Origin of the sequence: Nonomuraea candida, from assembly GCF_000725485.1 — a bacterium.
Lineage (GTDB): Bacteria > Actinomycetota > Actinomycetes > Streptosporangiales > Streptosporangiaceae > Nonomuraea > Nonomuraea candida.
In genome coordinates, this window is record NZ_KL647033.1 from 111,585 (window position 1) to 132,045 (window position 20,461).

Genomic DNA, 20,461 nt, shown 5'->3' on the forward strand with positions numbered 1-20,461 from the left:
CCATGATCCAGAATCAACAAAAAGTTGTCAATCTCTTGTTGAAGAGATGGGGATGGATGCTCGTACCTCTCATGCAGGCCGCCGCCGGCACCTGCGGGGGCAAGGCCGGCGCGCTCGGGGCGCTGCTCCGCGCGGGCCTGCCGATTCCTGATGGTTTCGTCGTCCCGTACGCCGCCTACCTGGCCGCCGTCCGCGACCTCGATCTCGGGCGGACCGGGGGCGGGCCGGCGGCGGCGCGGCGGGCGATCGAGGGCCGCCCGCTCCACGCCACCCTCGTGGACGAGCTGGAACGCGCGCTCGCCGCCCTCGGCGACCCGCCCGTGGCGGTGAGATCGTCGGCGGCGAACGAGGACACCGCCCAGGAGTCGGCGGCCGGACGGCACGAGAGCTTCCTCGCCGTGCACGGGGCCGGCGCGGTCGCCGACGCCGTGCGCGCCTGCTGGGCCTCGCTGTTCTCAGAACGCGCCATCGGCCTCCAGGAGCGGCCCCACGACGGTGCCACGACGGCCGGCCTTGGCGACGGGTCGTACAGCGGTCCGGCGATGGCCGTTCTCGTGCAGCGTCTGGTGGATGCCGAGGTGTCGGGGGTCATGTTCACTCCCGCGAACCCGTACGAGCCGACCACGATCGAGGCGTCCTGGGGGCTCGGCCCCAGCGTCGTGGGGGGCACGGTCACCCCCGACGCCTACCGGGTGGCCGGGGACGGATCGGTCACGAGCACCATCGCCGACAAACCCACCCGCCTGGACCGGCACGGCACCCGGCTCGCCGTACGGGAGGTGCCCGCCGGCGACCGGAACCGGCCCACGCTGGACGGCGCGGCCGTCACCGGGCTGGCCGGGCTGGGCGAGGAGATCGCCGCCAGGCTCGGCGGAGCGCAGGACATCGAGTGGGCGATCGCCGATGGCCGTACCTGGATCCTCCAGGCACGGCCGGTCACCGCCGCGCTCCCTCCCGCGGCATCGCCCGCCACGACCCCGGACGCGCTCGCCGCCGCTCCCGGCGTGCTCGCCGCCACTCCCGGCGTACTCGCCGGCACCCCGGGCAGCCACGGCACCGTGACCGGCGTCACGCGGATCGTCCGCGGCCCGGGCGACTTCGCACGCGTACGACCCGGCGACATCCTCGTCTGCCGCTTCACCGACCCGGCCTGGACCCCGCTGCTGCGCATCGCCGGCGGCGTCGTCACCGAGGTCGGCGGCGCGCTCTCGCACGCCGCGATCGTGGCCCGCGAGCAGGCCATCCCCGCCGTGCTCGGCGTCCCGGACGCGACCGGCAGGCTCCACGACGGCGCCCTCATCACCATCGACGGCACCGCCGGAACCGTCACGGCCGCGACCGCGTGACCGGCCGGGCATCATGGCGACACGACACCTCTACCTGGCCCGCCACGGCGAGGCCGACGCGCTCGGCCGGCTCACCGACGCCGGGCGGCGGCAGGCGGGCCTGCTGGGCGAACGGCTGGCCGGCGTGCCGGTCGACGCGGTGTGGCACTCGCCGCTGCCCCGTGCCGCGGCCAGCGCGTACGAACTCGCCCGGCACCTGCCGAACGCTCCCGTGGCCGAGGCCCCCGAGCTCATCGACCACGTCCCCTACGTCCCCACCCCCGCGGAGACGCCCCCGTCCTGGATCGGCTTCTTCGACGGCTACGACCCCGAGGAGGCGGCCTCGGGGCACCGGCTCGCCGAGGCCCTGGTCGCCCGCTTCGCCACGACGCCGGCCTCGGCCGACACGCACGAGGTCCTGGTGACGCACGCCTACCCGATCGCGTGGCTGCTGCGGCACGCGCTGGACGCGCCGCCCTCCCGGTGGCTCGGCCTCAACAGCGGCAACACCGCCCTGACCGTCATCCAGTACCGCGAGCGCCTGCCCCCCACGGTCCTGATGTTCAACGACATGAGCCACCTCCCGCCCGGCCTGCGCTGGACCGGGTTCCCCGCCGGAGTGCGCCCGTGACACCGCTCAGGACCGCCCGAGTGCGCCCGTGACACCGCTCAGGACCGCCCGAGTGCGCCCGTGACGCCGCTCAGGACCGGCAGGGGTTACCGGAGGGCGGGCGAGGTGAGGGTCAGGCCGAGCATGCCCGGCCCGACGTGTACGCCGATCACCGCCCCCACCTCCACCACGCGCACCCGCGCCGGCCCGGGCAGCCGCCCGGCCAGGCGCTCCGCCAGCGCCTCGGCCCGTTCCCCCGCTCTGAGGTGCTGCACCGCCACCTCCACCGGCCCCTCCCCCGCCGCCCGCACCGCCAGGTCCTCCAGGCGGGCGATGGCGCGGGTGGCCGTGCGGACCTTCTCCAGCAGGCAGATGCGCCCGTCCACGAGGTGCAGCAGCGGCTTGATCATGAGGGCGGAGCCGACGAGTGAGGCCGCCGTGCCGATGCGCCCGCTGCGGCGCAGGTAGTCGAGGGTGTCCACGTAGAAGAACGTCCGGGTGGCCCGCACGCGGCGTACGGCCGCCGCCGCCACCTCTTCCGACGAGCCTCCCGCCGAGGCGGCGCCGGCGGCGGCGAGGACCGGATAGCCCAGGCCCATCGCGATCGAGCGGCTGTCGATCACCTCCACCGGCACGGGCGCGCCGCGCGCCGCGGCGCGGGCTGACTCGATCGTGCCCGACAGCTCGCCCGAGACGTGGATGGAGACGATGCCCGTGGCGCCGGCGGCGGCCAGCTCCGCGTAGCAGGCGGCGAACCGGGCGGGTGAAGGCCGGGAGGTCGTCGCGGACGCCAGCGCCCCGGGCGAAAGGTCCTCGAACACTCCGTCCACGGACGCGCCGTCCTCGAACACGCCGTCCCCGAACACGCCGTCCACGGACGCGCCGGCGTCCATCACCCGGCCCTCGAACACGCCGCCCTCACGCGAAAGGTCCTCAGGAGCAGCCCGCCCGGTCGAACGCCCTCCAGGCGAGAAGGAGTCGAGGGACACCCCGGAGGCCGAGCCGATGGCAGCGGGCCGGTGCGCGTCAAGGCGTGCCGCCCCCCGCACGCTCACTCGTACGGGAACCACGGCCACACCCGGCACCGGCCCCAGACAAGCACTCGAATCCGTGACAACAGCAACCAAGGGCGGCATATCCCGAGATTAGCTACTGAACGGGAATCCCACCCCGCCACACGCGCCGCGGCTTGAGGCCGAAGGACCAGGCGAAGGCGCCCTCGTGGTCGGCGTCCCACTGCACGATGTCGGCCAGCCGCCCGGGCGCCAGCACCCCGCGGTCGGGAGCGCCGAGCACGGTGGCGCCGCCCAGCGTGGCCGCGCGCAGCGCGTCGTTGACGCTCATGCCGAACGCCGACACGGCCATGGCGATGACCAGGGACATCGAGGTGATGCCGCAGTAGCCGGGGTTGTGGTCGCTGCCGAGCGCGATCTGCACGCCGTGCTTGATCATCTGGCGGACCGGCGGGAGGTGGCCGCGCTGGAGGGCCGTGGCCGGGCAGACGACGGCGGGCACGCCGTAGCGGGACATGATCGCGATGTCCTCGTCGGACATGTGGTGCAGGCCGTCGGCGGAGGCGCAGCCGAGCTCGGCGGCGAGCTGGACGGCGCCGCGCCGGCTGTACTGGCCGGCGTGGATGCGCGGCAGCAGGCCGACGTTACGGCCGGAGGCGAGGACCCAGCGGGACTCCTCGGTGGTGAAGTAGCCCTCGTCGCAGTAGACGTCGACGCTGTCGGCGCCCGCCGCCGCGGCGTCGGCGCACCAGGCGCCCACGGCCTCGACGTATTCGCGCTGCCTGCCGAAGTATTCCGGCGGCACCACGTGGGCGGCCAGGAACGTGACGTGCACCCGCGGCATCATCGGCTCCTTCTCCAGCTCGCGCAGGAGCCGCACGTCGGCGAGCTCGCCGTCGCGGGTGAGGTGGTAGCCGGTCTTGGCCTCGACGGTGGTGGTGCCGCTGAGCAGCCAGCCGCGCAGCCGCTCGCGCACGCCGTTGCACAGGGTCCAGGGGTCGGTGCCGCGGGTCACGGTGACGGTGGAGCCCACGCCGCCGCCCGCCGCGGTGATCGAGGCGGAGGTGGAGCCACCGGTGCGGATGGCCAGCTCGGCGTAGCGGTTGCCGGCGTAGACCGGGTGGGTGTGGGCGTCGATGAGCCCGGGCGTGACGAGTGCGCCGCCCAGGTTCTCGACGTGGTCGACGTCGACGATGTCGTCGACGACGCCGGGCACGCTCTGCGGCAGGTCGGGCGCGCGGCCCACCCACGCGATGCGGTCGTTGTGCACCAGGATGGCGGCGTTGCTCAGGACCTCGTTGCCGGTCCAGAGGCGGCCGATGTTGGTCAGAAGCCGGACGGTCATCGCATCACCACCCAGCATGACCCCCTGTGCGAGCGCAACGCCCAGCGCACGGCCGTCTGTGCCGCGCCCACTGAGTCCGCTCCGGGTCCGGACGACATGGGGGGTCTCCTGCTCTATCCGCAAGCACTTGTGCGGTGACCGTATCGCCAGAGTCATGATCCGGCGATTTCAGTTCAGTTACGTTATTTCACATGTCGGGCTGATGTACAGGGTTATTCGGAAGAAAGACCACTCATACCAACCGTCACGCAGCCCTGTCCCGTCCCCACGGCCCCCGCTGACGACTTCGATACCTGCGGTCATCATCTGAAACCCAGAACCCGAACCCAAAACCAGACCAACGTTAGGTCTGGCCAATCCTAGCAATCCCCGGGTTCAGGGACCACTGCCGCTTTTGGCCAGAACTGTGCTCTTTGCGGCGAGTACCGCCCAGCCATGCTGGTGAGTGAAGGTCCCGGCGGGCGCACGCGCCCGCCGGGATCAGGGAGCCAGGGACCTCAGAAGACCCGCTCGACGGGCTTGCCCACCCGCAGCAGCTCCTGCGACAGGTTGGGCAGCACCCGGGCGTGCAGGATCGTGCCGTCCTCCACGTGCTCCACCGAGAGCACCTCGCCCTCCTTGTGGGCCCGCGAGACCAGGTCGCCCCGGTCGTAGGGCACCAGCAGGTGGACCTCGTGGTCGAGCCGCGGCAGCCGCTCCTCGATGAGCGTCATCAGCTCGGGAATGCCCTTGCCGGTGCGCGCCGAGACCACGATGCTGTCGCGCTCGCGCCGGATCAGCCGGTCGATCACTTCCTGATCGGCCGCGTCGGCCTTGTTGATCACGATGATCTCGGGGATGTCGGCGGCGCCGTCGATGTCGGCCAGCACCTCGCGCACGGCCGCGATCTGCCCCTCGGGGTCGGCGTGCGAGCCGTCCACCACGTGCAGGATCAGGTCGGCGTCGCCGACCTCCTCCAGCGTGGAGCGGAACGCCTCGACGAGCTGGTGCGGCAGGTGGCGGACGAAGCCGACGGTGTCGGCGATCGTGAACAGCCTGCCCTCGGGCAGGCGCGCCTTGCGCACGGTCGGGTCGAGGGTGGCGAAGAGCGCGTCCTCCACCAGCACGCCCGCACCGGTGATGCGGTTGAGCAGCGAGGACTTGCCCGCGTTGGTGTAGCCGGCGATGGCCACGGACGGGACCTCGCGCCGCTGGCGGCGCTCGCGCATGGTGTCGCGCGAGGTGGACATGCCGCTGATCTGGCGGCGCAGCTTCGACATCCGCTCGCGGATGCGCCGCCGGTCCAGCTCGATCTTGGTCTCACCGGGGCCGCGGCCGCCGATGCCGACGCCGCCCGCGGCGCGACCGCCGACCTGCCGGGACAGGTTGCCGCCCCAGCCGCGCAGGCGGGGCAGCAGGTAGGACAGCTGCGCCAGCTCGACCTGGGCCTTGCCCTCGCGGCTCTTGGCGTGCTGGGCGAAGATGTCGAGGATCAGCGCGGTGCGGTCGATGACCTTGACCTTGACCGTGTCCTCGAGCTGGCGGAGCTGGCCGGGGGTCAGCTCGCCGTCGCAGATCACGGTGTCGGCGCCGGTCGCCTCGACCACGTCGCGCAGCTCCAGGGCCTTGCCGGAGCCGATGTAGGTGGCCGGGTCGGGCTTCTGCCTGCGCTGGATGAGCCCGTCGAGCACCTGCGACCCGGCCGTCTCGGCCAGGAGCTTGAGCTCGAGCAGGGAGTTCTCGGCGTCTTCCGCGGTGCCGGAGGTCCAGACGCCGACGAGTACGACCCGTTCGAGCCGCAGCTGCCGGTACTCGACCTCGGAGACATCCTGGAGTTCGGTGGAAAGGCCCGCCACGCGCCGCAGCGCCTGACGGTCCTCGAGGTCCATGTCGCCGGTCTCGAACGCGTCGAGCTCGGAGTAATCGTGCATACGTGTCATCTCTATTAGGGAACGTCTGGACACCTCGGTGTCTTCCCACGATGGTGGCACGACACCCACGGCAAATCACCCGGTTATCCCGGTGACCTCACACTCTGTCAAGCGGGCGAGACGGTGATGTCGCCGGAACCGGCGGTGAGGGAGATCCTGTTCGGGGCGGAGTCGTCCTTCTTGACCTTGACCACGACGTCGCCGGTGCCGACCTCGGTCTTCACGGCGTAGGGACCGTCGGGGACCTTGAGCGTGATGTCCCCCGAGCCGGTCTCCAGGGTGGCGACCGCGGGCGCGGCGGTGTAGTCGAGCTCGATGTTGCCCGAGCCCGCCGTGGCGGTCAGCTTCCGGCCCGCCAGTCCGGCGGCGTCCACGTCGCCCGAGCCCACGCTCACCTGCACGTCGCCCGTGAGGCTCCTGAGCGTGAGGTTGCCCGAGCCGGTGTCCAGGTCGAGCGCCAGCCCCTTGGGGACCTCGATCTTGTAGTTGACGCTGCAGCTCCCCCAGTTGTCCGGGCAGTCGTAGCTGAGGAACAGCACCTCGCCCTCGACCTTGTGCTCGGGCTGGGGCTTGTCACCGCCGCGCCAGTGCAGGGTCTCGACGACGCGTACGGAGCTGCCACCGGTCTCGGTGATCACGGCCTCGCCCGCCCCGCTCTTGAGCTGGAGCTTGGTCACCTTGTCGGTCACCTGATAAGAGGCCGTGTCCTGGCTCGCCGGGCCGGCGATGCTCGCCAGGCCGCCGCAACCGGTCAGCAGGAGGGCGGAGGCCAGCAGGCCGCCCGCGATCGCAATCGTCTTCACGTCACCGATCCTGCCCCCCGCACCCCACCCGCCACATCGGGGATCGCCCCGAGGGGAACCCCAACCTTTGACCCCAGAACACCAGGGGAGTACCTTCAATTCCACAATCCAGAACTCATTTTCCATCATACGGAAAAGGAAGAGGACCCATGGAGATCACCGGCCCGATGCTCGACCGGTTCGACGAGATCCTCACTCCGGAGGCGCTCGCATTCGTGGCGGCTCTCCAGCGGGAGTTCGGCGCCAGGCGGCTGGAGCTGCTGGAGGCCCGCCAGGCGCGCCAGGCGGAGCTGTCGGCCGGCGGCATGCTCGACTTCCTGCCCGAGACGAAGGAGATCAGGGAGGGTGACTGGCAGGTCGCTCCCCCGGCCCCGGGCCTGGAGGACCGGCGCGTCGAGATCACCGGCCCGGTCGACAAGAAGATGACCGTCAACGCGCTCAACTCCGGCGCCAAGGTGTGGCTGGCCGACTTCGAGGACGCCAACTCCCCGCTGTGGGAGAACTGCGTGGCCGGCCACCTCAACCTGCGCGACGCCCTCGACCGCACGATCGACTTCGAGACCGGCGGCAAGACCTACGCGCTGCGGCCCGACGACGAGCTGGCCACGGTCGTGGTGCGCCCGCGCGGCTGGCACCTGGACGAGAAGCACGCCACGGTGGACGGGCGGCCGGTCTCCGGGTCGCTGTTCGACTTCGGGCTCTACTTCTTCCACTGCGCCCAGCGGCAGATCGACAAGGGCAAGGGCCCGTACTTCTACCTGCCGAAGATCGAGTCGCACCTGGAGGCCAGGCTCTGGAACGAGGTGTTCACCAGGGCGCAGGAGCTGCTCGGCATCCCGCACGGCACGATCAGGGCGACCGTGCTCATCGAGACCTACCCGGCGGCGTTCGAGATGGAGGAGATCCTCTACGAGCTGCGCGACCACTCGGCCGGCCTCAACGCCGGGCGCTGGGACTACCTGTTCAGCGTGATCAAGAAGTTCCGCACCCGGGGCCGTGAGTTCCTGCTGCCCGAGCGGAACGCGGTGACGATGACGGCCCCGTTCATGCGGGCCTACACCGAGCTGCTCGTGCGCACCTGCCACAAGCGCGGCGCGCACGCCATCGGCGGCATGGCGGCGTTCATCCCCTCGCGCCGGGACCCCGAGGTGAACGCGGTGGCGCTGGAGAAGGTGCGGGCGGACAAGACGCGCGAGTCGGGCGACGGGTTCGACGGGTCGTGGGTGGCGCACCCGGACCTGGTGCCGATCTGCCGCGAGGTGTTCGACGGGGTGCTGGGCTCGCGGCCCCACCAGCTCGACCGGCTGCGCGAGGACGTCAGCGTGTCGGCCGCCGAGCTGCTGGCCGTCTCCGAGACGCCGGGCGACATCACCGAGGCGGGCCTGCGCAACAACGTGGACGTGGCGCTGCGCTACCTGGCCGCCTGGATGGGCGGGCTGGGCGCGGTGGCCATCCACAACCTCATGGAGGACGCCGCCACGGCCGAGATCTCGCGCTCGCAGGTCTGGCAGTGGATCCACAACGACATCACGCTGGCCGACACCGGCGCGCGGGTGACCAGGGAGCTGGTCGAGCGGATCATCGAGGAGGAGCTGGCGAAGATCGCGCAGGAGCCCGGCTACGACGAGCGGCTGTTCGGGCAGGCGACGGCGCTGTTCAAGGAAGTGGCGCTGGACGACGACTTCGCCGAGTTCCTGACCCTTCCCGCCTACGCGAGAATGCCGTAAATATCTGATGATGGACACGCTGGTCGCGGCTCTGCGCTCGTTTCTGCCCGGTGATTCGGTCATCACCGATCCGGTGCGGTTGCGCACGTACGAGTGCGACGGCCTCACCTACCACCGGGCGACCCCCGGCGTGGTCGTGCTGCCCGGCACGGCCGAGCAGGTCGCCCGGGTGGTGCGCCTGTGCAACGAGCACGGCGTGCCCTTCGTGGCCAGGGGCTCGGGCACCGGCCTGTCGGGCGGGGCGCTGCCGCGCGAGGACGGCGTGCTCATCGTCACCTCCAGGATGCGCGCCATCCTGGAGATCGATCTGCCGAACCGCCGGGCGGTCGTGGAGCCGGGGGTGACCAACCTGGCCATCACCGAGGCCGTGCGCGAGCGCGGCCACTACTACGCGCCCGACCCCTCCAGCCAGCAGGTCTGCTCGATCGGCGGCAACGTCGCGGAGAACTCCGGCGGCGCCCACTGCCTCAAGTACGGCTTCACCGTCAACCACGTCGAAGCCTGCGAGATCGTCACCCCCGACGGCGACCTGGTCACCCTCGACCGCATGGACCCCGGCTACGACCTGCTGGGGGCGTTCATCGGCTCGGAGGGCACGCTGGGCATCGCCACCAAGGTCACCGTGCGGCTGAGCCGCGCGCCGCAGGCCGTCACCACGGTGCTGGCCGCGTTCGGGAGCATCGAGCAGGGCGGCGCGGCGGTGTCGGCGATCATCGGCGCGGGCATCGTGCCGGCCGCGATCGAGATGATGGACGCGCTGGCCATCGAGGCCGCCGAGGCGGCGGTGGCCTGCTCCTACCCCACGGGCGCGGGCGCGGTGCTGATCGTGGAGCTGGACGGGCCGGCCGAGGAGGTCGAGCTGCAGTTCGCCCGGTTGCGCGAGATCTGCGCCGGCGCGTTCGAGCTGCGGGTGGCGGCCGGCGCCGAGGAGCGGGCGGCGATCTGGAAGGGCCGCAAGTCGGCGTTCGCGGCCGTCGGGCGCATCAGCCCGGCCTACATCGTGCAGGACGGCGTGGTCCCGCGCACGTCGCTGCCGGCCGTGCTGGCCGCCATCGACCGCCTGTCGGCACGACACGGCATCAGGGTGGCCAACGTCTTCCACGCCGGCGACGGCAACCTGCATCCGCTGGTGCTGTTCGACGACGCGGAGGCGGGGGCGGGCGAGCGGGCCGAGGTCGTCTCGGGCGCGATCCTGGACCTGTGCATCGAGCACGGCGGCTCGATCACCGGCGAGCACGGGGTCGGGGTGGACAAAGCCCGCTACATGCCGAAGATGTTCAGCGCGGACGACCTGGACACCATGCAGCTCGTCCGGTGCGCGTTCGACCCCCGGGGGCTGGCCAACCCGGGCAAGGTGTTCCCCACCCCGCGCCTGTGCGGCGAGGTGCCGGGCGTGCGCAAGGGCGTGCATCCGCTGGTCGAGTCGGGGAAGGCGGAGCAGTTTTGAGCACGGGGGTGACGGTCAGGGACGCGGGCCCGGAAGACGCGGTCAACGGGGTGCGGCCCCGCTGGGTGGCGCTGCCGGAGACGGTCGAGGAGATCGCGGCCGTGCTGCGCGAGTGCGCCGCGCGGGACCTGGCGGTGGTGCCCGCGGGCGGCGGCACCAAGCTGCACTGGGGCCCGCCGCCCGAGCGGTGCGACGTGCTGCTCGACCTGTGCTGCATGAACGAGACCCTGGAGCACGCCGCGGGCGACCTCGTGGTGCGCGTCCAGGCCGGGGTGACCGTGGCCGCGCTGGCCGAGGCGCTCGCGGGCAAGGGGCAGGAGCTCGTGCTCGACGCGCCGTTCGCCGCCGACGCCACGGTCGGCGGCACGCTGGCCACCGCGCCGCCCGGCCCGCGCGCCTTCCGCCACGGCACCGCGCGCGACCTGCTCATCGGGATCACCGTGGTGCTGCCGGACGGCACGATCGCGCGCTCCGGCGGCAAGGTGGTCAAGAACGTCGCGGGTTACGACCTGGGCAAGCTGTTCACCGGCTCCTACGGCACCCTCGGCGTCATCGCCGAGGCCACGTTCCGCCTGCATCCGCTGCCGGCCGGGCGGCGCTGGGTGGTCGCCGCGCTCGACGCCGCCGAGGTGGCGCCCGCCTGCGCGGCCCTGGCCGCCTCCCAGGCCGAGCCGAGCGCGGTCGAGGTGGACCGGCCGGCCCCCGGCGGCCCGGTCACGCTGGCCGCGCTGGTGGAGGGGGCGGCGGCCGGGGCCAGGGCCGGGACGCTGCGCGAGCTGGTCGGCCGGGGCACGGTGACGGCCGAGCAGCCGTCCTGGTGGGGGGCGATCACGCGTGACGACGTGCTGGTCGAGGTGCGCTTCCCGCCCTCGCGCACGGCCGACGTGCTCGACGCGGCGGCCGGCGCCGGGCTGGCGCTGCGCGGCTCGCCCGTCTCCGGGCGGCTGCTGCTGGAGGCGTGGCGGGACATCACGCGCGACGAGCTGGCCGCCGCCCTGGCCGCGCTGCGCGGGCCGGCGCGGGCACACGTGCTCGCCGCCCCCTACGACGACCTCGACCGGTGGGGGCCGGTGAGCGCGCTGCCGCTGATGCGGCGGGTCAAGGAACGCTTCGATCCCGGGCGCAGGATGTCCCCCGGCCGGTACGTGGGAGGCATCTGAGATGGACCCCGAGCTGATCAACGACTGCGTGCACTGCGGGTTCTGCCTGCCGGCCTGCCCGACGTACGCGCTGTGGGGCGAGGAGATGGACTCGCCGCGCGGGCGCATCCACCTGATGAAGCAGCACGTCGAGGGCACTCCCGTCACGCCCGAGATGGCCGGGCACTTCGACGCCTGCCTGGGCTGCATGGCCTGCGTGACGGCCTGCCCGTCCGGGGTGCAGTACGACCGGCTGATCGAGCGGACCCGGGTCGTGGTGGAGCGCGAGCACGTGCGCGAGCCGCAGGAGCGGGCCGTGCGCGGCCTGGTGTTCGGCCTGTTCCCCTACCCGCGCCGGCTGCGGCTGCTGCGCCCGGCGATGGGGCTGGCCGAGCGGATGGCGCCGTTCCTGGCGCGGGCGAACCCGAGCCTGGGCGCCATGGCCGCGCTGGCGCCGCGCGTGACGCACCGGCAGCGGCTGCCGCGCCTGGTCAGGGCCAGGGGCCCGCGCCGGGCCGTGGTCGGGATGCTCACCGGGTGCGTGCAGGGCGAGTTCTTCCCGCAGGTCAACGCGGCCACGGCGCGGGTGCTCGCGCTGGAGGGCTGCGACGTGGTGATCCCGCCGGGTCAGGGCTGCTGCGGCGCGCTCAGCGTGCACGCCGGGCGCGAGGAGCAGGCCGGGCGGCTGGCGCGCCGGACGGTGCGCGCGTTCGAGCGGGCGGGCGTCGACACGGTCGTGGTCAACGCGGCCGGCTGCGGCTCCACGATGAAGGAGTACGGCGAGCTGCTCGGGCGCGAGCCCCGCTTCCGGGTGCGTGACCTGTCGGAGCACCTCGCCGAGCTGGGCCCCGTCGCCCGGCGGCACCCGCTGCCGCTCACCGTCGCCTACCACGACGCCTGCCACCTGGCCCACGCCCAGGGCGTCCGCTCCCAGCCGCGCGAGCTGCTGCGCGGCATCCCGGAGCTGGAGCTGCGCGAGATCCCCGAGTCGGCGATCTGCTGCGGGTCTGCGGGCACGTACAACCTGCTGCGGCCCGAGGCCGCCCGCGACCTGGGCGACCGGAAGGCCCGGGCGGTCGCCACGACCGGCGCGGAGCTGCTGGTGTCGGCCAACCCCGGCTGCACGATGCAGATCGCCGCCGCCATGCGGCGCGCCGGCGGCCGCATCAGGGTGGCGCACACGGCCGAGGTGCTGGACGCGTCGCTGCGCGGGGTGTCCCTGTGAGCGTGCAGTCGGTCGAGCGGGCGCTCGACGTGCTGGAGGCGCTGGCCGAGCACGGCGGCGAGGCAGGGCTGTCGGAGATCGCCGCCAGGACCGGCCTGCCGTACGGCACCATCCACCGGCTGCTGCAGACCCTGCTCTCCCGGGGCTACGTACGCCAGGAGTCGGACCGGCGCTACGCCCTCGGCGGCGGCCTGGTGCGGCTGGGCGGCATCGCCGAGGGCATGGTCGGGGTGTGGGCGCAGCCGTACCTGAGCCGGATGGTCGAGCTGTCCGGCGAGACCGCGAACCTCGCCGTGCTCGAAGGCGACTTCGTGGTCTACGTCGCGCAGGCGCCCTCGCCGCGCAGGCTGCGCATGTTCGCCGAGGTCGGCCGGCGGGTGCTGCCGCACAGCACGGCGGTGGGCAAGGTGATGCTGGCCGGGCGGCCCGCCTCGGAGGCGGTCGCCGTCTTCGAGCGCACCGGCATGCCGCGCCGCACCCCCAACACCATCACCGACCTGCCCGCCATGCTGACCGAGCTGGGCGCGGTCCGGAGCCGCGGCTACGCCATGGACCTGGGCGAGGAGGAGCTGGGCGTGCACTGCCTGGCCGTGCCCGTGCACGACGGCGACCGGGTGGTGGCCGCGATGTCGGTGTCGGGCCCGGCCGAGCGGATCGACGCGCTCGACCGCGACGACCTCGCCGAGCGCATGCGCAGGATCGCGCTCGACTTCGGCAGGGAGCTGGGGCCAGGCTGATTCGGCAGGGAGCCGGGGGCCGGCCGATTTCGGCAGGGAGCCGGGGCTCGGCTGAGCGCTATTGTGTTGCGCCATGGGCAACAGCACGACGGTTCAGTCGGTCGATCGTGCCATCGCGATCCTGGAGATCCTGGCCCGTGACGGCGCTGCCCGGGTGACCGACCTGGCGGCGGAGCTGGAGGTGCACAAGTCCACCGCGTTCCGGCTGCTGGCCGCGCTGGAGCAGGGCGGGCTGGTGGAGCAGAGCGGCGAGCGGGGGCGCTACCGGCTCGGGTTCGGCGTCGTACGGCTGGCCGGCGCGGCCACCGCCCAGCTCGACCTGTCCGGGCAGAGCCGCCCGGTGTGCCTGCGCCTGGCCGAGGAGATCGGCGAGACCGTCAACATCGCGGTGCCGCGCGGCGGCGACACGGTCAACATCAGCCAGGTGCGCGGGCCCGCCGCGATCAGCGGCCACAACTGGGTCGGGCAGCGCACCCCGTCCCACGCCACCTCCAGCGGCAAGGTGCTGCTGGCCTTCGGCGCCCTGAAACCGGCCGCCGACCTGGAGCGCTACACGCCGCACACGATCACCACGCCGGAGGGGCTCGGGCTGGCGGAGATCAGGGAGCGCGGCTGGGCCGCCACGGTGGAGGAGCTGGAGATGGGGCTCAACGCGGTCGCGGCGCCGGTCAGGGGCGCCGACGGGTCCGTGGTGGCCGCGGTCAGCGCGTCCGGGCCGTCGTACCGGCTGACGCCCGAGCGGCTGCCCGAGGTGGGCGCGGCGCTGGTCGCGGGCGCGCGGGAGATAAGCCGGCGGATCGGCTATTACGGTTAGGGCATGTGTAGAAGCATCAAGACCCTCCGCCCGCCCTACACCGAGGACGTGACCGAGGAGGACGTGCGCGCCGCGGCCCTCCAGTACGTCCGGAAGATCTCCGGGTTCCGCGCGCCGGCGGCGCACAACGCCGAGGCGTTCGACCGGGCCGTCGAGGCGATCACCAAGGCGTCCGAGGAGCTGCTGGCCTCGCTCCAAGTTCGCGGGAGTCGTTGACAGGAGCTCCGGGCGGGAGAAGCCTTCCCAGGTACATCCCCCTAAGGAGCTGCCATGATCAGCGGGACGTACCAGGGACAGGACGGCGACTCCCGGCTGGCGCTGCGGGTCGACGTGGACGGGCCGCGGCCGACGGGGGCGCTCAGCGGCGACCTGTTCGGCGTGGCCGGCGCGACCACCTCCTACGTCGGCTCGTTCGTCGTCAGGGCCGCCCGCGTGCGCGACGGGCGGATCCAGGGCACGGGCGCCTTCACCTTCGACGTCCCCGACCGGGACGTGGCGGTGGAGATCGCCGGCGGGGCCGGGACCGCCACCGTCGCCGGGCGCACCTACCAGGTGTCGTTCGAGTCGCCGTACTTCCGCAGCGCGCTGCTGGAGGTGGACGCGGTGGCCGGGGCGGTGCCGTTCGTGTCGTACGCGACGGGGTCGCTGCCGGGGCCGGCCGGCTCGCCCGCCAGGGAGCTGAGCGTGGTCGCCGCGTACGCCGAGGCGGGCGTCGAGCTGAAGACCACCGAGCCGGGCGTGATCCCGGTGCAGGACTCCGGCACGGACCTGGCCTGGGACGACGCCGAGCTGCACCACGCGATGACCCGCCACTTCAGCCGGTTCGGCGACTCCGTGGCCTGGCGCCTGTGGCTGCTGGTGGCCGGCAAGCACGTGGGCGGCTACCGGGGCATCATGTTCGACTACAACGACGCGCACCAGCGGCAGGGGGCTGCGGTCTTCCACGAGGCGATCAAGGGTGAGACGCCGCAGGCGCAGCGGGCCCAGCTGCGCACGTACGTGCACGAGCTCGGGCACGCCTTCAACCTGCTGCACTCCTGGCAGAAGAACCTCGCCACCCCGCCCCAGCCCCTCGGCCCCGACGGCGGCTTCGGCGACCTGTCGTGGATGAACTACGTGCAGCACTACCGGCCCGGCGGCGAGGAGGGCTACTGGTCCGCGTTCCCCTTCCAGTTCACCGACGCCGAGCTGCTGCACCTGCGCCACGGCTTCTACCGCGACGTCTGCATGGGGGCCAACGCGTTCGGCACCGGCGCGGCCGAGATCGACCCCTTCGAGCCGCCGGTCGAGGACCACTCGGGGCTGCGGCTCGACGTACGCGCCAAGGAGTCGTTCGAGTTCGGCGAGCCCGTCGTGGTCGAGCTGCGGCTCTCCTGCGCCGGCGAGCCGCGCACCACCCACGGCCACCTGCACCCCGACACGGAGTTCACCCAGGTCTCGATCACCCAGCCGGGCGGCAGGACCGTGCTGTACCGGCCGATGATGCGCCACTGCGTGGACCGGTCGCCGCGGATCCGGCTCGACGCGGGCAACCCGGCGATGTACCGCAGCGCGTACATCGGGCACGGGCGCGACGGCCACTACTTCCAGCAGCCCGGCGAGTACCAGGTCCGCGCCCAGTACATCGCCGCCGACGGCTCCCGCATCGTCTCCCCCCTCTGCCCCGTCCACGTCCGCCTGCCCGTCAGCCGCGAGGACCACCTGGTGGCCGAGCTGATGCTGGGCGAGGACCAGGGCAAGCTGTTCTCCCTGCTCGGCTCCGACTCCCCCGGCCTGCAGCCCGGCAACGACGCCCTCGACGAGGTCATCAGCCGCCACGGCGGGCACCCGCTGGCCGTGTACGCCCGGCTGGTCAAAGGGCTCAACGCCGAGCGCGGCTTCAAGGAGCTGACCCCCGACAACCGCCTGCGCGTCCGGCCGCCGGACCCGAAGCAGGGCATCGAGCACCTGGGACAGGTCGCCCGCGAGGGCACCATCGACAACATCACGCTCAACCTGGTGATGCGCCGCCTGGCCCGGGCCGAGGCCCGGCAGGGCGACCTGGACCGGGCGCACGCGGTGATGGACCGGATGGTGGCCACGTTCGAGGCCAAGGGCGTCAACCCCGTCATCCTGGGCCAGATCCGCCGCCAGGCCGAGCTGACGAAGTCCGCACTCACCGCCGAAACCTCCTGAGCTCGTCGTCGTCGGCGCATTCGTGCCGCGCGACGAGCGCGGCCCACACGGCGCGCGCCTCTGGGTAACGCCCGCGCCCCGCCTCCTCCTGACCCCGCTCACCCCTCCGCAGGACCAGGTAGCGCCCGCCCTCGGAGCACCATTCGAGGGTGCCGCAGCAGGAGGTCTCGATGACGCGGGTCACGGGCGTGTGCGGCCGGTGGGGCTCCCACCGGACCCGGACCGTGCGCGGCCGAGGAGCCTCCATCAACGCCCAACCGCTGACGTTCGAGGCTTACCTCCAGGTAATCACGCACTTCAAAGTGCGTTCTTGCCGGGCGTGACGCCCCGGATGAACAGTGTTCTCCATGAACACACGACATGAACGCATCAGTGTTTTGGGGCTGGGAGCCATGGGGCGGGCGCTGGCGGGCGCGCTGATCGCCGCCGGTCATGAGGTGACGGTCTGGAACCGTACGCCCGGCAGGGCCGGCGCCCTGGTCGCGCAGGGCGCGCGGGAGGCGGCGAGCGTGGCGGAGGCGATCGGGGTGTCCGAGGTGACGATCGTGTGCCTGCTGAACGACGTCAGCGTGCGCGAAGCGCTCGGCCCGGTCACCGGGAAGCTGGCGGGCACGACACTGGTCAACCTCACCAGCGGTTCCGCTCGGCAGGCGCGCGAGTTCGCCGGGTGGATGCGGGAGTTCGGGGTGCGGTTCCTGGCCGGCGGGATCATGGCCGTGCCGCCGACGGTGGGGTCGGAGGGCGCCTTCATCCTCTACAGCGGCCCGCGTGACCTGTTCGACCGGCTCGCGCCCGTGCTCGCCCCGCTCGGCCGCCCGCAGTGGGCGGGGGAGGATCACGGGCTGGCGGCGCTGTACGACATGGCGGCGTTGAGCGGCATGTACGGCATGAGCGCCGGCGTCGACCACGCCGTGGCCCTGGTGCACGCGTCAGGCGGCGACGTGGAAGCGTTCAAACGCGAGGTGCTCCGGCCCTGGATGGAGCAGATGCTCGCGCCCATGGTCGAAGGTGCGGACGTGAGCGAGTCCGTGCCCGAGGAGTACAACCCGGCCATGCAGGCGACCGGCCTGGAGACCATGCTCCTCACCTCGGACGAGGCGGGGGTGCCGGCGGAGCTGGCCGGGCACCTGCGCGCCTCGCTGTGGCGCATGCGGAGGGCCGTCGCCGGCTGAGCCGGGCGGGGCGGCGTGGCTATCATGGGGTGAATGCGCAACCCGCCCTACATCTGCGCCCTCGACGCCGCGATGGACGTCGTCGGGGGGAAGTGGAAGGCGCTGATCCTCTGGGCTCTCGACGAGCGGCTCCACCGCTTCGGGGAGCTGCGCCGCAGCCTGCCCGGCATCAGCGAGAAGGTGCTCGCCCAGCAGCTGCGCGAGCTCGAGGCGGACGGCATCGTACGGCGAACGGTGTTCGACGAGACGCCGCCCCGGGTCGAGTACGAGCTGACCGGCGAAGGCGCCGCCCTCTACGCCGCTCTCGGCGCCCTGGGCAAATGGGGCGCCGCTCGCATGAGCGAACTCGACATCGTCCCCACCCACGGCAAGGCATGACCACGCTCACTGCGTCACGGGCACACCGGCGCGGCAGAGGATGGTGAGTTCCAGTTCGTCGCCGTCGTCCGGTTCGAACTCGACCTTGGCCTCCCTGGCCGGGCCCGACTCGACCTCGTCCACCGACCAGTCCTGGGCCGGGCTCCACGAGCGCAGGGTGACCAGGTCGCCCTCGCAGGAGGCGATCACCGTGCCGCCCGCGCTGCGGATCAGCCTGTCCTGGCCCGCCGGCGCCGGCGAAGGGGCGCGCGACGGGGCCGCGGCGCGGGTGGTGGCGGTGGCCAGGGCGGCGCGGACTTCCGACGGGCCGAGCACGTGGCTGTCGGTGCCGGTGAGGCCGTTGCCGAGCAGGAGGAGCACCGCCACGGCGGCGCCCGTCGCGGCGACCGCGGTGGCGACCCAGGCCGCGACCAGCTTCTTCATGGCTCCCACGTTCCCCCATGTCCGGCTAAGCCCAGGTTAAGGCGACGCTAAGGCTGCCCAGCGCATCCCCGTCCAGCGTTTACGTTCATGTATATGGCGGACATCCTGCTCATCGAGGACGACGTGGCGATCCGTACGGCGCTCAGCCGCGGCCTGCGCGAGTTCGGCCACGCCGTCTCCTCCTCCCCCACGGCGATGGACGGGCTGCGGCTGGCCGTGCAGGACCGGCCCGACCTGATCGTGCTCGACCTGGGCCTGCCCGACCTCGACGGGGTGGAGCTGCTGCGCATGCTGCGGGCGGTCAGCCAGGTGCCGGTCATCGTGGCCACCGCCCGCGACGGCGACGCCGAGATGGTGCCGGTGCTGGACGCGGGGGCCGACGACTACGTGGTCAAGCCGTACAGCGCGGCGCAGCTCGACGCGCGCGTACGGGCCGTGCTGCGGCGGGCCGGCGGGGCGGCGCCCGAGGAGGCGCTGAAGGTCGGGACGCTCAAGGTGGACCCGCGGGCGCGCACCGCCACGCTCGGCGGCGAGCCGCTGGACCTGACGCCGCGCGAGTTCGACGTGCTGCACTATCTCGCGGCGCGGCCGGGCGAGGTCGTCACCAAGCGGGAGCTACTGACCGAGGTGTGGCAGCTCCCGTACGGCGGCGCCGACAAGACCGTGGACGTGCACCTGTCGTGGCTGCGCAGGAAGCTGGGCGAGACGGCCGCCGAGCCGCGCTACCTGCACACCGTGCGCGGCGTCGGCGTCAAGCTCGTCGAACCGCCGCCGGAGTCCCCGCCAGGCCTGCCGTCAGGGGCGCCGGCAGAGGCGCCGTCAGGGTCGCAGGCCCGGCCGGCGGACGGGGTGTCATGAGGCGCTGGCTGGCGCTGCTGGTCGCGGCCACGACCTCGCTGGTGCTGATCGCGCTGCTGGTGCCGATGGCGCTGCTGATCCGGGCCGTGGCCGAGAACGGCGCCATGAGCCGTGCCACGTCCACCGCCGAGTTCGTCGCGGTCGCGGTGGGCACCCCCGACCTGGAGCTGACCCTGGCGCAGGTGTCGCGGCCCGTGACGGTGTTCCTGCCCGGCGGCCGCACGGCCGGCGCCCAGGCCCCCCGCTCCGACGCCGTACGGCTGGCCGCGACCGGGCGCAGCGTCACCGCCGAGGCCCACGGCGGCAGGGAGGTGCTCGTCTCGGCCCAGTCGCCCGAGGGCACGGCCGTCATCAGGGTGTTCGTGCCCGACTCCGAGCTGATGCGCGGCGTGCCGGCCACCTGGGCGGCGCTGGCGCTGCTCGGCATCGCGCTGGTCGCCCTGGGCATCGTGCTGGCCGACCGGCTGGCGCAGGCCGTCACCCGGCCGGTGGACGGGCTCGCCCGGGTCTCGCACCGGCTCGCCGGCGGCGATCTGACCGCGAGGGCCGAGCCCGGCGGGCCGCCCGAGGTGCGCTCCGTGGCGCTGGCGCTCAACCACCTGGCGGGCCGGATCGACGAGCTGCTGGCGGCCGAACGGGAGTCGGTCGCCGACCTGTCGCACCGCCTGCGCACCCCCCTGACGGGCCTGCGGCTGGACGCCGAGTCGCTGCGGGACCCGGAGGAGGCCGCCCGCGTCCAGGCCCGGGTGGACGCCCTGGAGCGCGCGGTGAGCGCGGTCATCACCGAGGCGCGGCGGCGCACCGCCGAGCGCGACTCCTGCGACGCGGCGGCCGTGGTGCGCGAACGGGTGCGGTTCTGGTCGGTGCTGGCCGAGGACCAGGGCCGCGAGGTGACCGTCTCCCTGCCGGACGGGCCCCTGACGGTCGCGGTGGGCGCCGGGGAGCTGGCGGCCTGCGTGGACGCGCTGCTCGGCAACGTCTTCGCGCACACCCCCGAGGGGGCCGCCATGGCGGTACGGCTCCACCCCGCTCCCGAGGGCGCCCTGCTGGCCGTGGAGGACGCCGGGCCCGGGTTCGAGCCCGAGCTGCTGGAACGGGGCACCAGCGGCGGCGGATCGACGGGGCTCGGGCTGGACATCGCCCGGCGCACCGCCGAGTCCTCCGGCGGCGGCCTGGCCGTCTCCCGCTCCGCGGCCGGCGGCGCCCGGGTCGAACTGCGGTTCGGCGCCCCCTGACGCCCTTCTCGCGGGACCTCGGCGCCCCTGACCGGCCTTCTCGTGGGGACCCAGCGCCCCCTGACCGGCCTTCTCGTGGGCTTAACCGTCCTTTAGCGCCCGGTTACCGGGGATCGCGGTTACCT

Annotated in this window: 20 protein-coding genes; 14 read left to right on the forward strand and 6 right to left on the reverse strand. The window is 73.1% G+C overall.

Going from position 1 to position 20,461, the window contains the following annotated elements; genetic code table 11:
• The first annotated feature begins 56 nt into the window (after nt 1–56).
• Nucleotides 57–1,346, forward strand: a complete 1,290-nt coding sequence (locus IO39_RS48505; protein WP_043640612.1) for a PEP/pyruvate-binding domain-containing protein — start codon at nt 57–59, stop codon at nt 1,344–1,346.
• Between the two features lie 13 nt (nt 1,347–1,359).
• Nucleotides 1,360–1,956 carry a histidine phosphatase family protein gene (locus IO39_RS48510; protein WP_043640615.1) on the forward strand — a complete coding sequence of 199 codons (597 nt, stop codon included), beginning with the start codon at nt 1,360–1,362 and terminating at the stop codon, nt 1,954–1,956.
• Between the two features lie 86 nt (nt 1,957–2,042).
• On the opposite strand, the gene IO39_RS48515 is transcribed toward IO39_RS48510, so the two are convergent.
• The 4 genes from IO39_RS48515 to IO39_RS48530 form a co-directional block, all read right to left on the reverse strand.
• The gene (locus IO39_RS48515) at nt 2,043–2,846 is read right to left on the reverse strand and encodes a DegV family protein (RefSeq protein ID WP_245642697.1); all 804 of its coding nucleotides are present in this window, start codon (nt 2,844–2,846) and stop codon (nt 2,043–2,045) included.
• Between the two features lie 238 nt (nt 2,847–3,084).
• Nucleotides 3,085–4,293, reverse strand: a complete 1,209-nt coding sequence (gene hutI, locus IO39_RS48520; RefSeq protein WP_043640618.1) for an imidazolonepropionase — start codon at nt 4,291–4,293, stop codon at nt 3,085–3,087.
• Nucleotides 4,294–4,790: 497 nt separating this feature from the next.
• Nucleotides 4,791–6,203 carry a GTPase HflX gene (hflX, locus tag IO39_RS48525; RefSeq protein WP_043640621.1) on the reverse strand — a complete coding sequence of 471 codons (1,413 nt, stop codon included), beginning with the start codon at nt 6,201–6,203 and terminating at the stop codon, nt 4,791–4,793.
• Between the two features lie 107 nt (nt 6,204–6,310).
• Nucleotides 6,311–7,006 (reverse strand): DUF4097 family beta strand repeat-containing protein, encoded by a 696-nt coding sequence (locus tag IO39_RS48530; protein ID WP_043640625.1) that lies wholly within the window; start codon nt 7,004–7,006, stop codon nt 6,311–6,313.
• A gap of 149 nt (nt 7,007–7,155) precedes the next feature.
• On the opposite strand from IO39_RS48530, the gene aceB reads away from it, so the two are divergent.
• The 8 genes from aceB to IO39_RS48570 all read left to right on the forward strand — a co-directional run bounded on the left by aceB (nt 7,156) and on the right by IO39_RS48570 (nt 16,270).
• Entirely contained in the window at nt 7,156–8,733 is a 1,578-nt protein-coding gene (gene aceB, locus IO39_RS48535) for a malate synthase A (protein ID WP_043640628.1), read from the forward strand.
• Between the two features lie 10 nt (nt 8,734–8,743).
• Complete coding sequence (locus tag IO39_RS48540; RefSeq protein ID WP_157549921.1) at nt 8,744–10,180, forward strand: FAD-linked oxidase C-terminal domain-containing protein; 1,437 nt, start codon at nt 8,744–8,746, stop codon at nt 10,178–10,180.
• Nucleotides 10,177–11,340 (forward strand): FAD-binding oxidoreductase, encoded by a 1,164-nt coding sequence (locus tag IO39_RS48545; protein ID WP_043640634.1) that lies wholly within the window; start codon nt 10,177–10,179, stop codon nt 11,338–11,340. The genes IO39_RS48540 and IO39_RS48545 overlap by 4 nt, the downstream gene beginning before the upstream one ends.
• Nucleotide 11,341: 1 nt before the next feature.
• Nucleotides 11,342–12,544: a (Fe-S)-binding protein gene (locus tag IO39_RS48550; RefSeq protein WP_043640637.1), complete on the forward strand. Its 1,203-nt coding sequence runs from the start codon at nt 11,342–11,344 to the stop codon at nt 12,542–12,544.
• On the forward strand, nt 12,541–13,281 hold the full coding sequence (locus IO39_RS48555) for an IclR family transcriptional regulator (protein WP_052424334.1): 741 nt from the start codon (nt 12,541–12,543) through the stop codon (nt 13,279–13,281). The genes IO39_RS48550 and IO39_RS48555 overlap by 4 nt, the downstream gene beginning before the upstream one ends.
• A 73-nt stretch (nt 13,282–13,354) precedes the next feature.
• On the forward strand, nt 13,355–14,095 hold the full coding sequence (locus tag IO39_RS48560; RefSeq protein WP_043640644.1) for an IclR family transcriptional regulator: 741 nt from the start codon (nt 13,355–13,357) through the stop codon (nt 14,093–14,095).
• 3 nt (nt 14,096–14,098) lie between these two features.
• Nucleotides 14,099–14,311 carry a DUF2277 domain-containing protein gene (locus IO39_RS48565; RefSeq protein ID WP_043640647.1) on the forward strand — a complete coding sequence of 71 codons (213 nt, stop codon included), beginning with the start codon at nt 14,099–14,101 and terminating at the stop codon, nt 14,309–14,311.
• 54 nt (nt 14,312–14,365) lie between these two features.
• A complete protein-coding gene (locus tag IO39_RS48570) occupies nt 14,366–16,270 on the forward strand; it encodes a hypothetical protein (protein ID WP_043640650.1) in 1,905 nt (634 codons plus the stop codon).
• Here the strand turns inward: IO39_RS48570 and IO39_RS48575 are convergent.
• A complete protein-coding gene (locus tag IO39_RS48575) occupies nt 16,251–16,517 on the reverse strand; it encodes a hypothetical protein (RefSeq protein ID WP_043640653.1) in 267 nt (88 codons plus the stop codon). The genes IO39_RS48570 and IO39_RS48575 overlap by 20 nt on opposite strands.
• A 100-nt stretch (nt 16,518–16,617) precedes the next feature.
• Here IO39_RS48575 and IO39_RS48580 point away from each other — a divergent pair, with 100 nt between their 5' ends.
• Nucleotides 16,618–17,442: an NAD(P)-dependent oxidoreductase gene (locus tag IO39_RS48580; protein ID WP_084774768.1), complete on the forward strand. Its 825-nt coding sequence runs from the start codon at nt 16,618–16,620 to the stop codon at nt 17,440–17,442.
• Between the two features lie 33 nt (nt 17,443–17,475).
• Nucleotides 17,476–17,820 carry a winged helix-turn-helix transcriptional regulator gene (locus tag IO39_RS48585; RefSeq protein ID WP_043640654.1) on the forward strand — a complete coding sequence of 115 codons (345 nt, stop codon included), beginning with the start codon at nt 17,476–17,478 and terminating at the stop codon, nt 17,818–17,820.
• A gap of 6 nt (nt 17,821–17,826) precedes the next feature.
• On the opposite strand, the gene IO39_RS51770 is transcribed toward IO39_RS48585, so the two are convergent.
• Nucleotides 17,827–18,243, reverse strand: coding sequence for a hypothetical protein (locus IO39_RS51770; protein WP_052424335.1), 417 nt, complete (start codon nt 18,241–18,243; stop codon nt 17,827–17,829).
• A gap of 93 nt (nt 18,244–18,336) precedes the next feature.
• Here IO39_RS51770 and IO39_RS48595 point away from each other — a divergent pair, with 93 nt between their 5' ends.
• Together IO39_RS48595 and IO39_RS48600 are read left to right on the forward strand one after the other, a co-directional pair.
• Nucleotides 18,337–19,101 carry a response regulator transcription factor gene (locus IO39_RS48595; protein ID WP_084774769.1) on the forward strand — a complete coding sequence of 255 codons (765 nt, stop codon included), beginning with the start codon at nt 18,337–18,339 and terminating at the stop codon, nt 19,099–19,101.
• Nucleotides 19,098–20,336: a sensor histidine kinase gene (locus IO39_RS48600; protein WP_043640656.1), complete on the forward strand. Its 1,239-nt coding sequence runs from the start codon at nt 19,098–19,100 to the stop codon at nt 20,334–20,336. Before IO39_RS48595 ends, IO39_RS48600 begins: the two co-directional genes overlap by 4 nt.
• Nucleotides 20,337–20,461: the final 125 nt, after the last annotated feature.

Coding starts and splice junctions, on each gene's coding strand:
- IO39_RS48600 (WP_043640656.1), top strand. CDS start 19,098: ATGAGGCGCTGGCTGGCGCTGCTGGTCGCGGCCACGACCTCGCTGGTG.
- IO39_RS48565 (WP_043640647.1), top strand. CDS start 14,099: ATGTGTAGAAGCATCAAGACCCTCCGCCCGCCCTACACCGAGGACGTG.
- IO39_RS48550 (WP_043640637.1), top strand. CDS start 11,342: ATGGACCCCGAGCTGATCAACGACTGCGTGCACTGCGGGTTCTGCCTG.
- IO39_RS48570 (WP_043640650.1), top strand. CDS start 14,366: ATGATCAGCGGGACGTACCAGGGACAGGACGGCGACTCCCGGCTGGCG.
- hutI (WP_043640618.1), bottom strand. CDS start 4,293: ATGACCGTCCGGCTTCTGACCAACATCGGCCGCCTCTGGACCGGCAAC.
- IO39_RS48510 (WP_043640615.1), top strand. CDS start 1,360: ATGGCGACACGACACCTCTACCTGGCCCGCCACGGCGAGGCCGACGCG.
- IO39_RS48505 (WP_043640612.1), top strand. CDS start 57: ATGCTCGTACCTCTCATGCAGGCCGCCGCCGGCACCTGCGGGGGCAAG.
- IO39_RS48580 (WP_084774768.1), top strand. CDS start 16,618: ATGAACACACGACATGAACGCATCAGTGTTTTGGGGCTGGGAGCCATG.
- IO39_RS48540 (WP_157549921.1), top strand. CDS start 8,744: ATGGACACGCTGGTCGCGGCTCTGCGCTCGTTTCTGCCCGGTGATTCG.
- IO39_RS48595 (WP_084774769.1), top strand. CDS start 18,337: ATGGCGGACATCCTGCTCATCGAGGACGACGTGGCGATCCGTACGGCG.
- hflX (WP_043640621.1), bottom strand. CDS start 6,203: ATGCACGATTACTCCGAGCTCGACGCGTTCGAGACCGGCGACATGGAC.
- IO39_RS48585 (WP_043640654.1), top strand. CDS start 17,476: ATGCGCAACCCGCCCTACATCTGCGCCCTCGACGCCGCGATGGACGTC.
- IO39_RS51770 (WP_052424335.1), bottom strand. CDS start 18,243: ATGAAGAAGCTGGTCGCGGCCTGGGTCGCCACCGCGGTCGCCGCGACG.
- IO39_RS48560 (WP_043640644.1), top strand. CDS start 13,355: ATGGGCAACAGCACGACGGTTCAGTCGGTCGATCGTGCCATCGCGATC.
- aceB (WP_043640628.1), top strand. CDS start 7,156: ATGGAGATCACCGGCCCGATGCTCGACCGGTTCGACGAGATCCTCACT.
- IO39_RS48575 (WP_043640653.1), bottom strand. CDS start 16,517: ATGGAGGCTCCTCGGCCGCGCACGGTCCGGGTCCGGTGGGAGCCCCAC.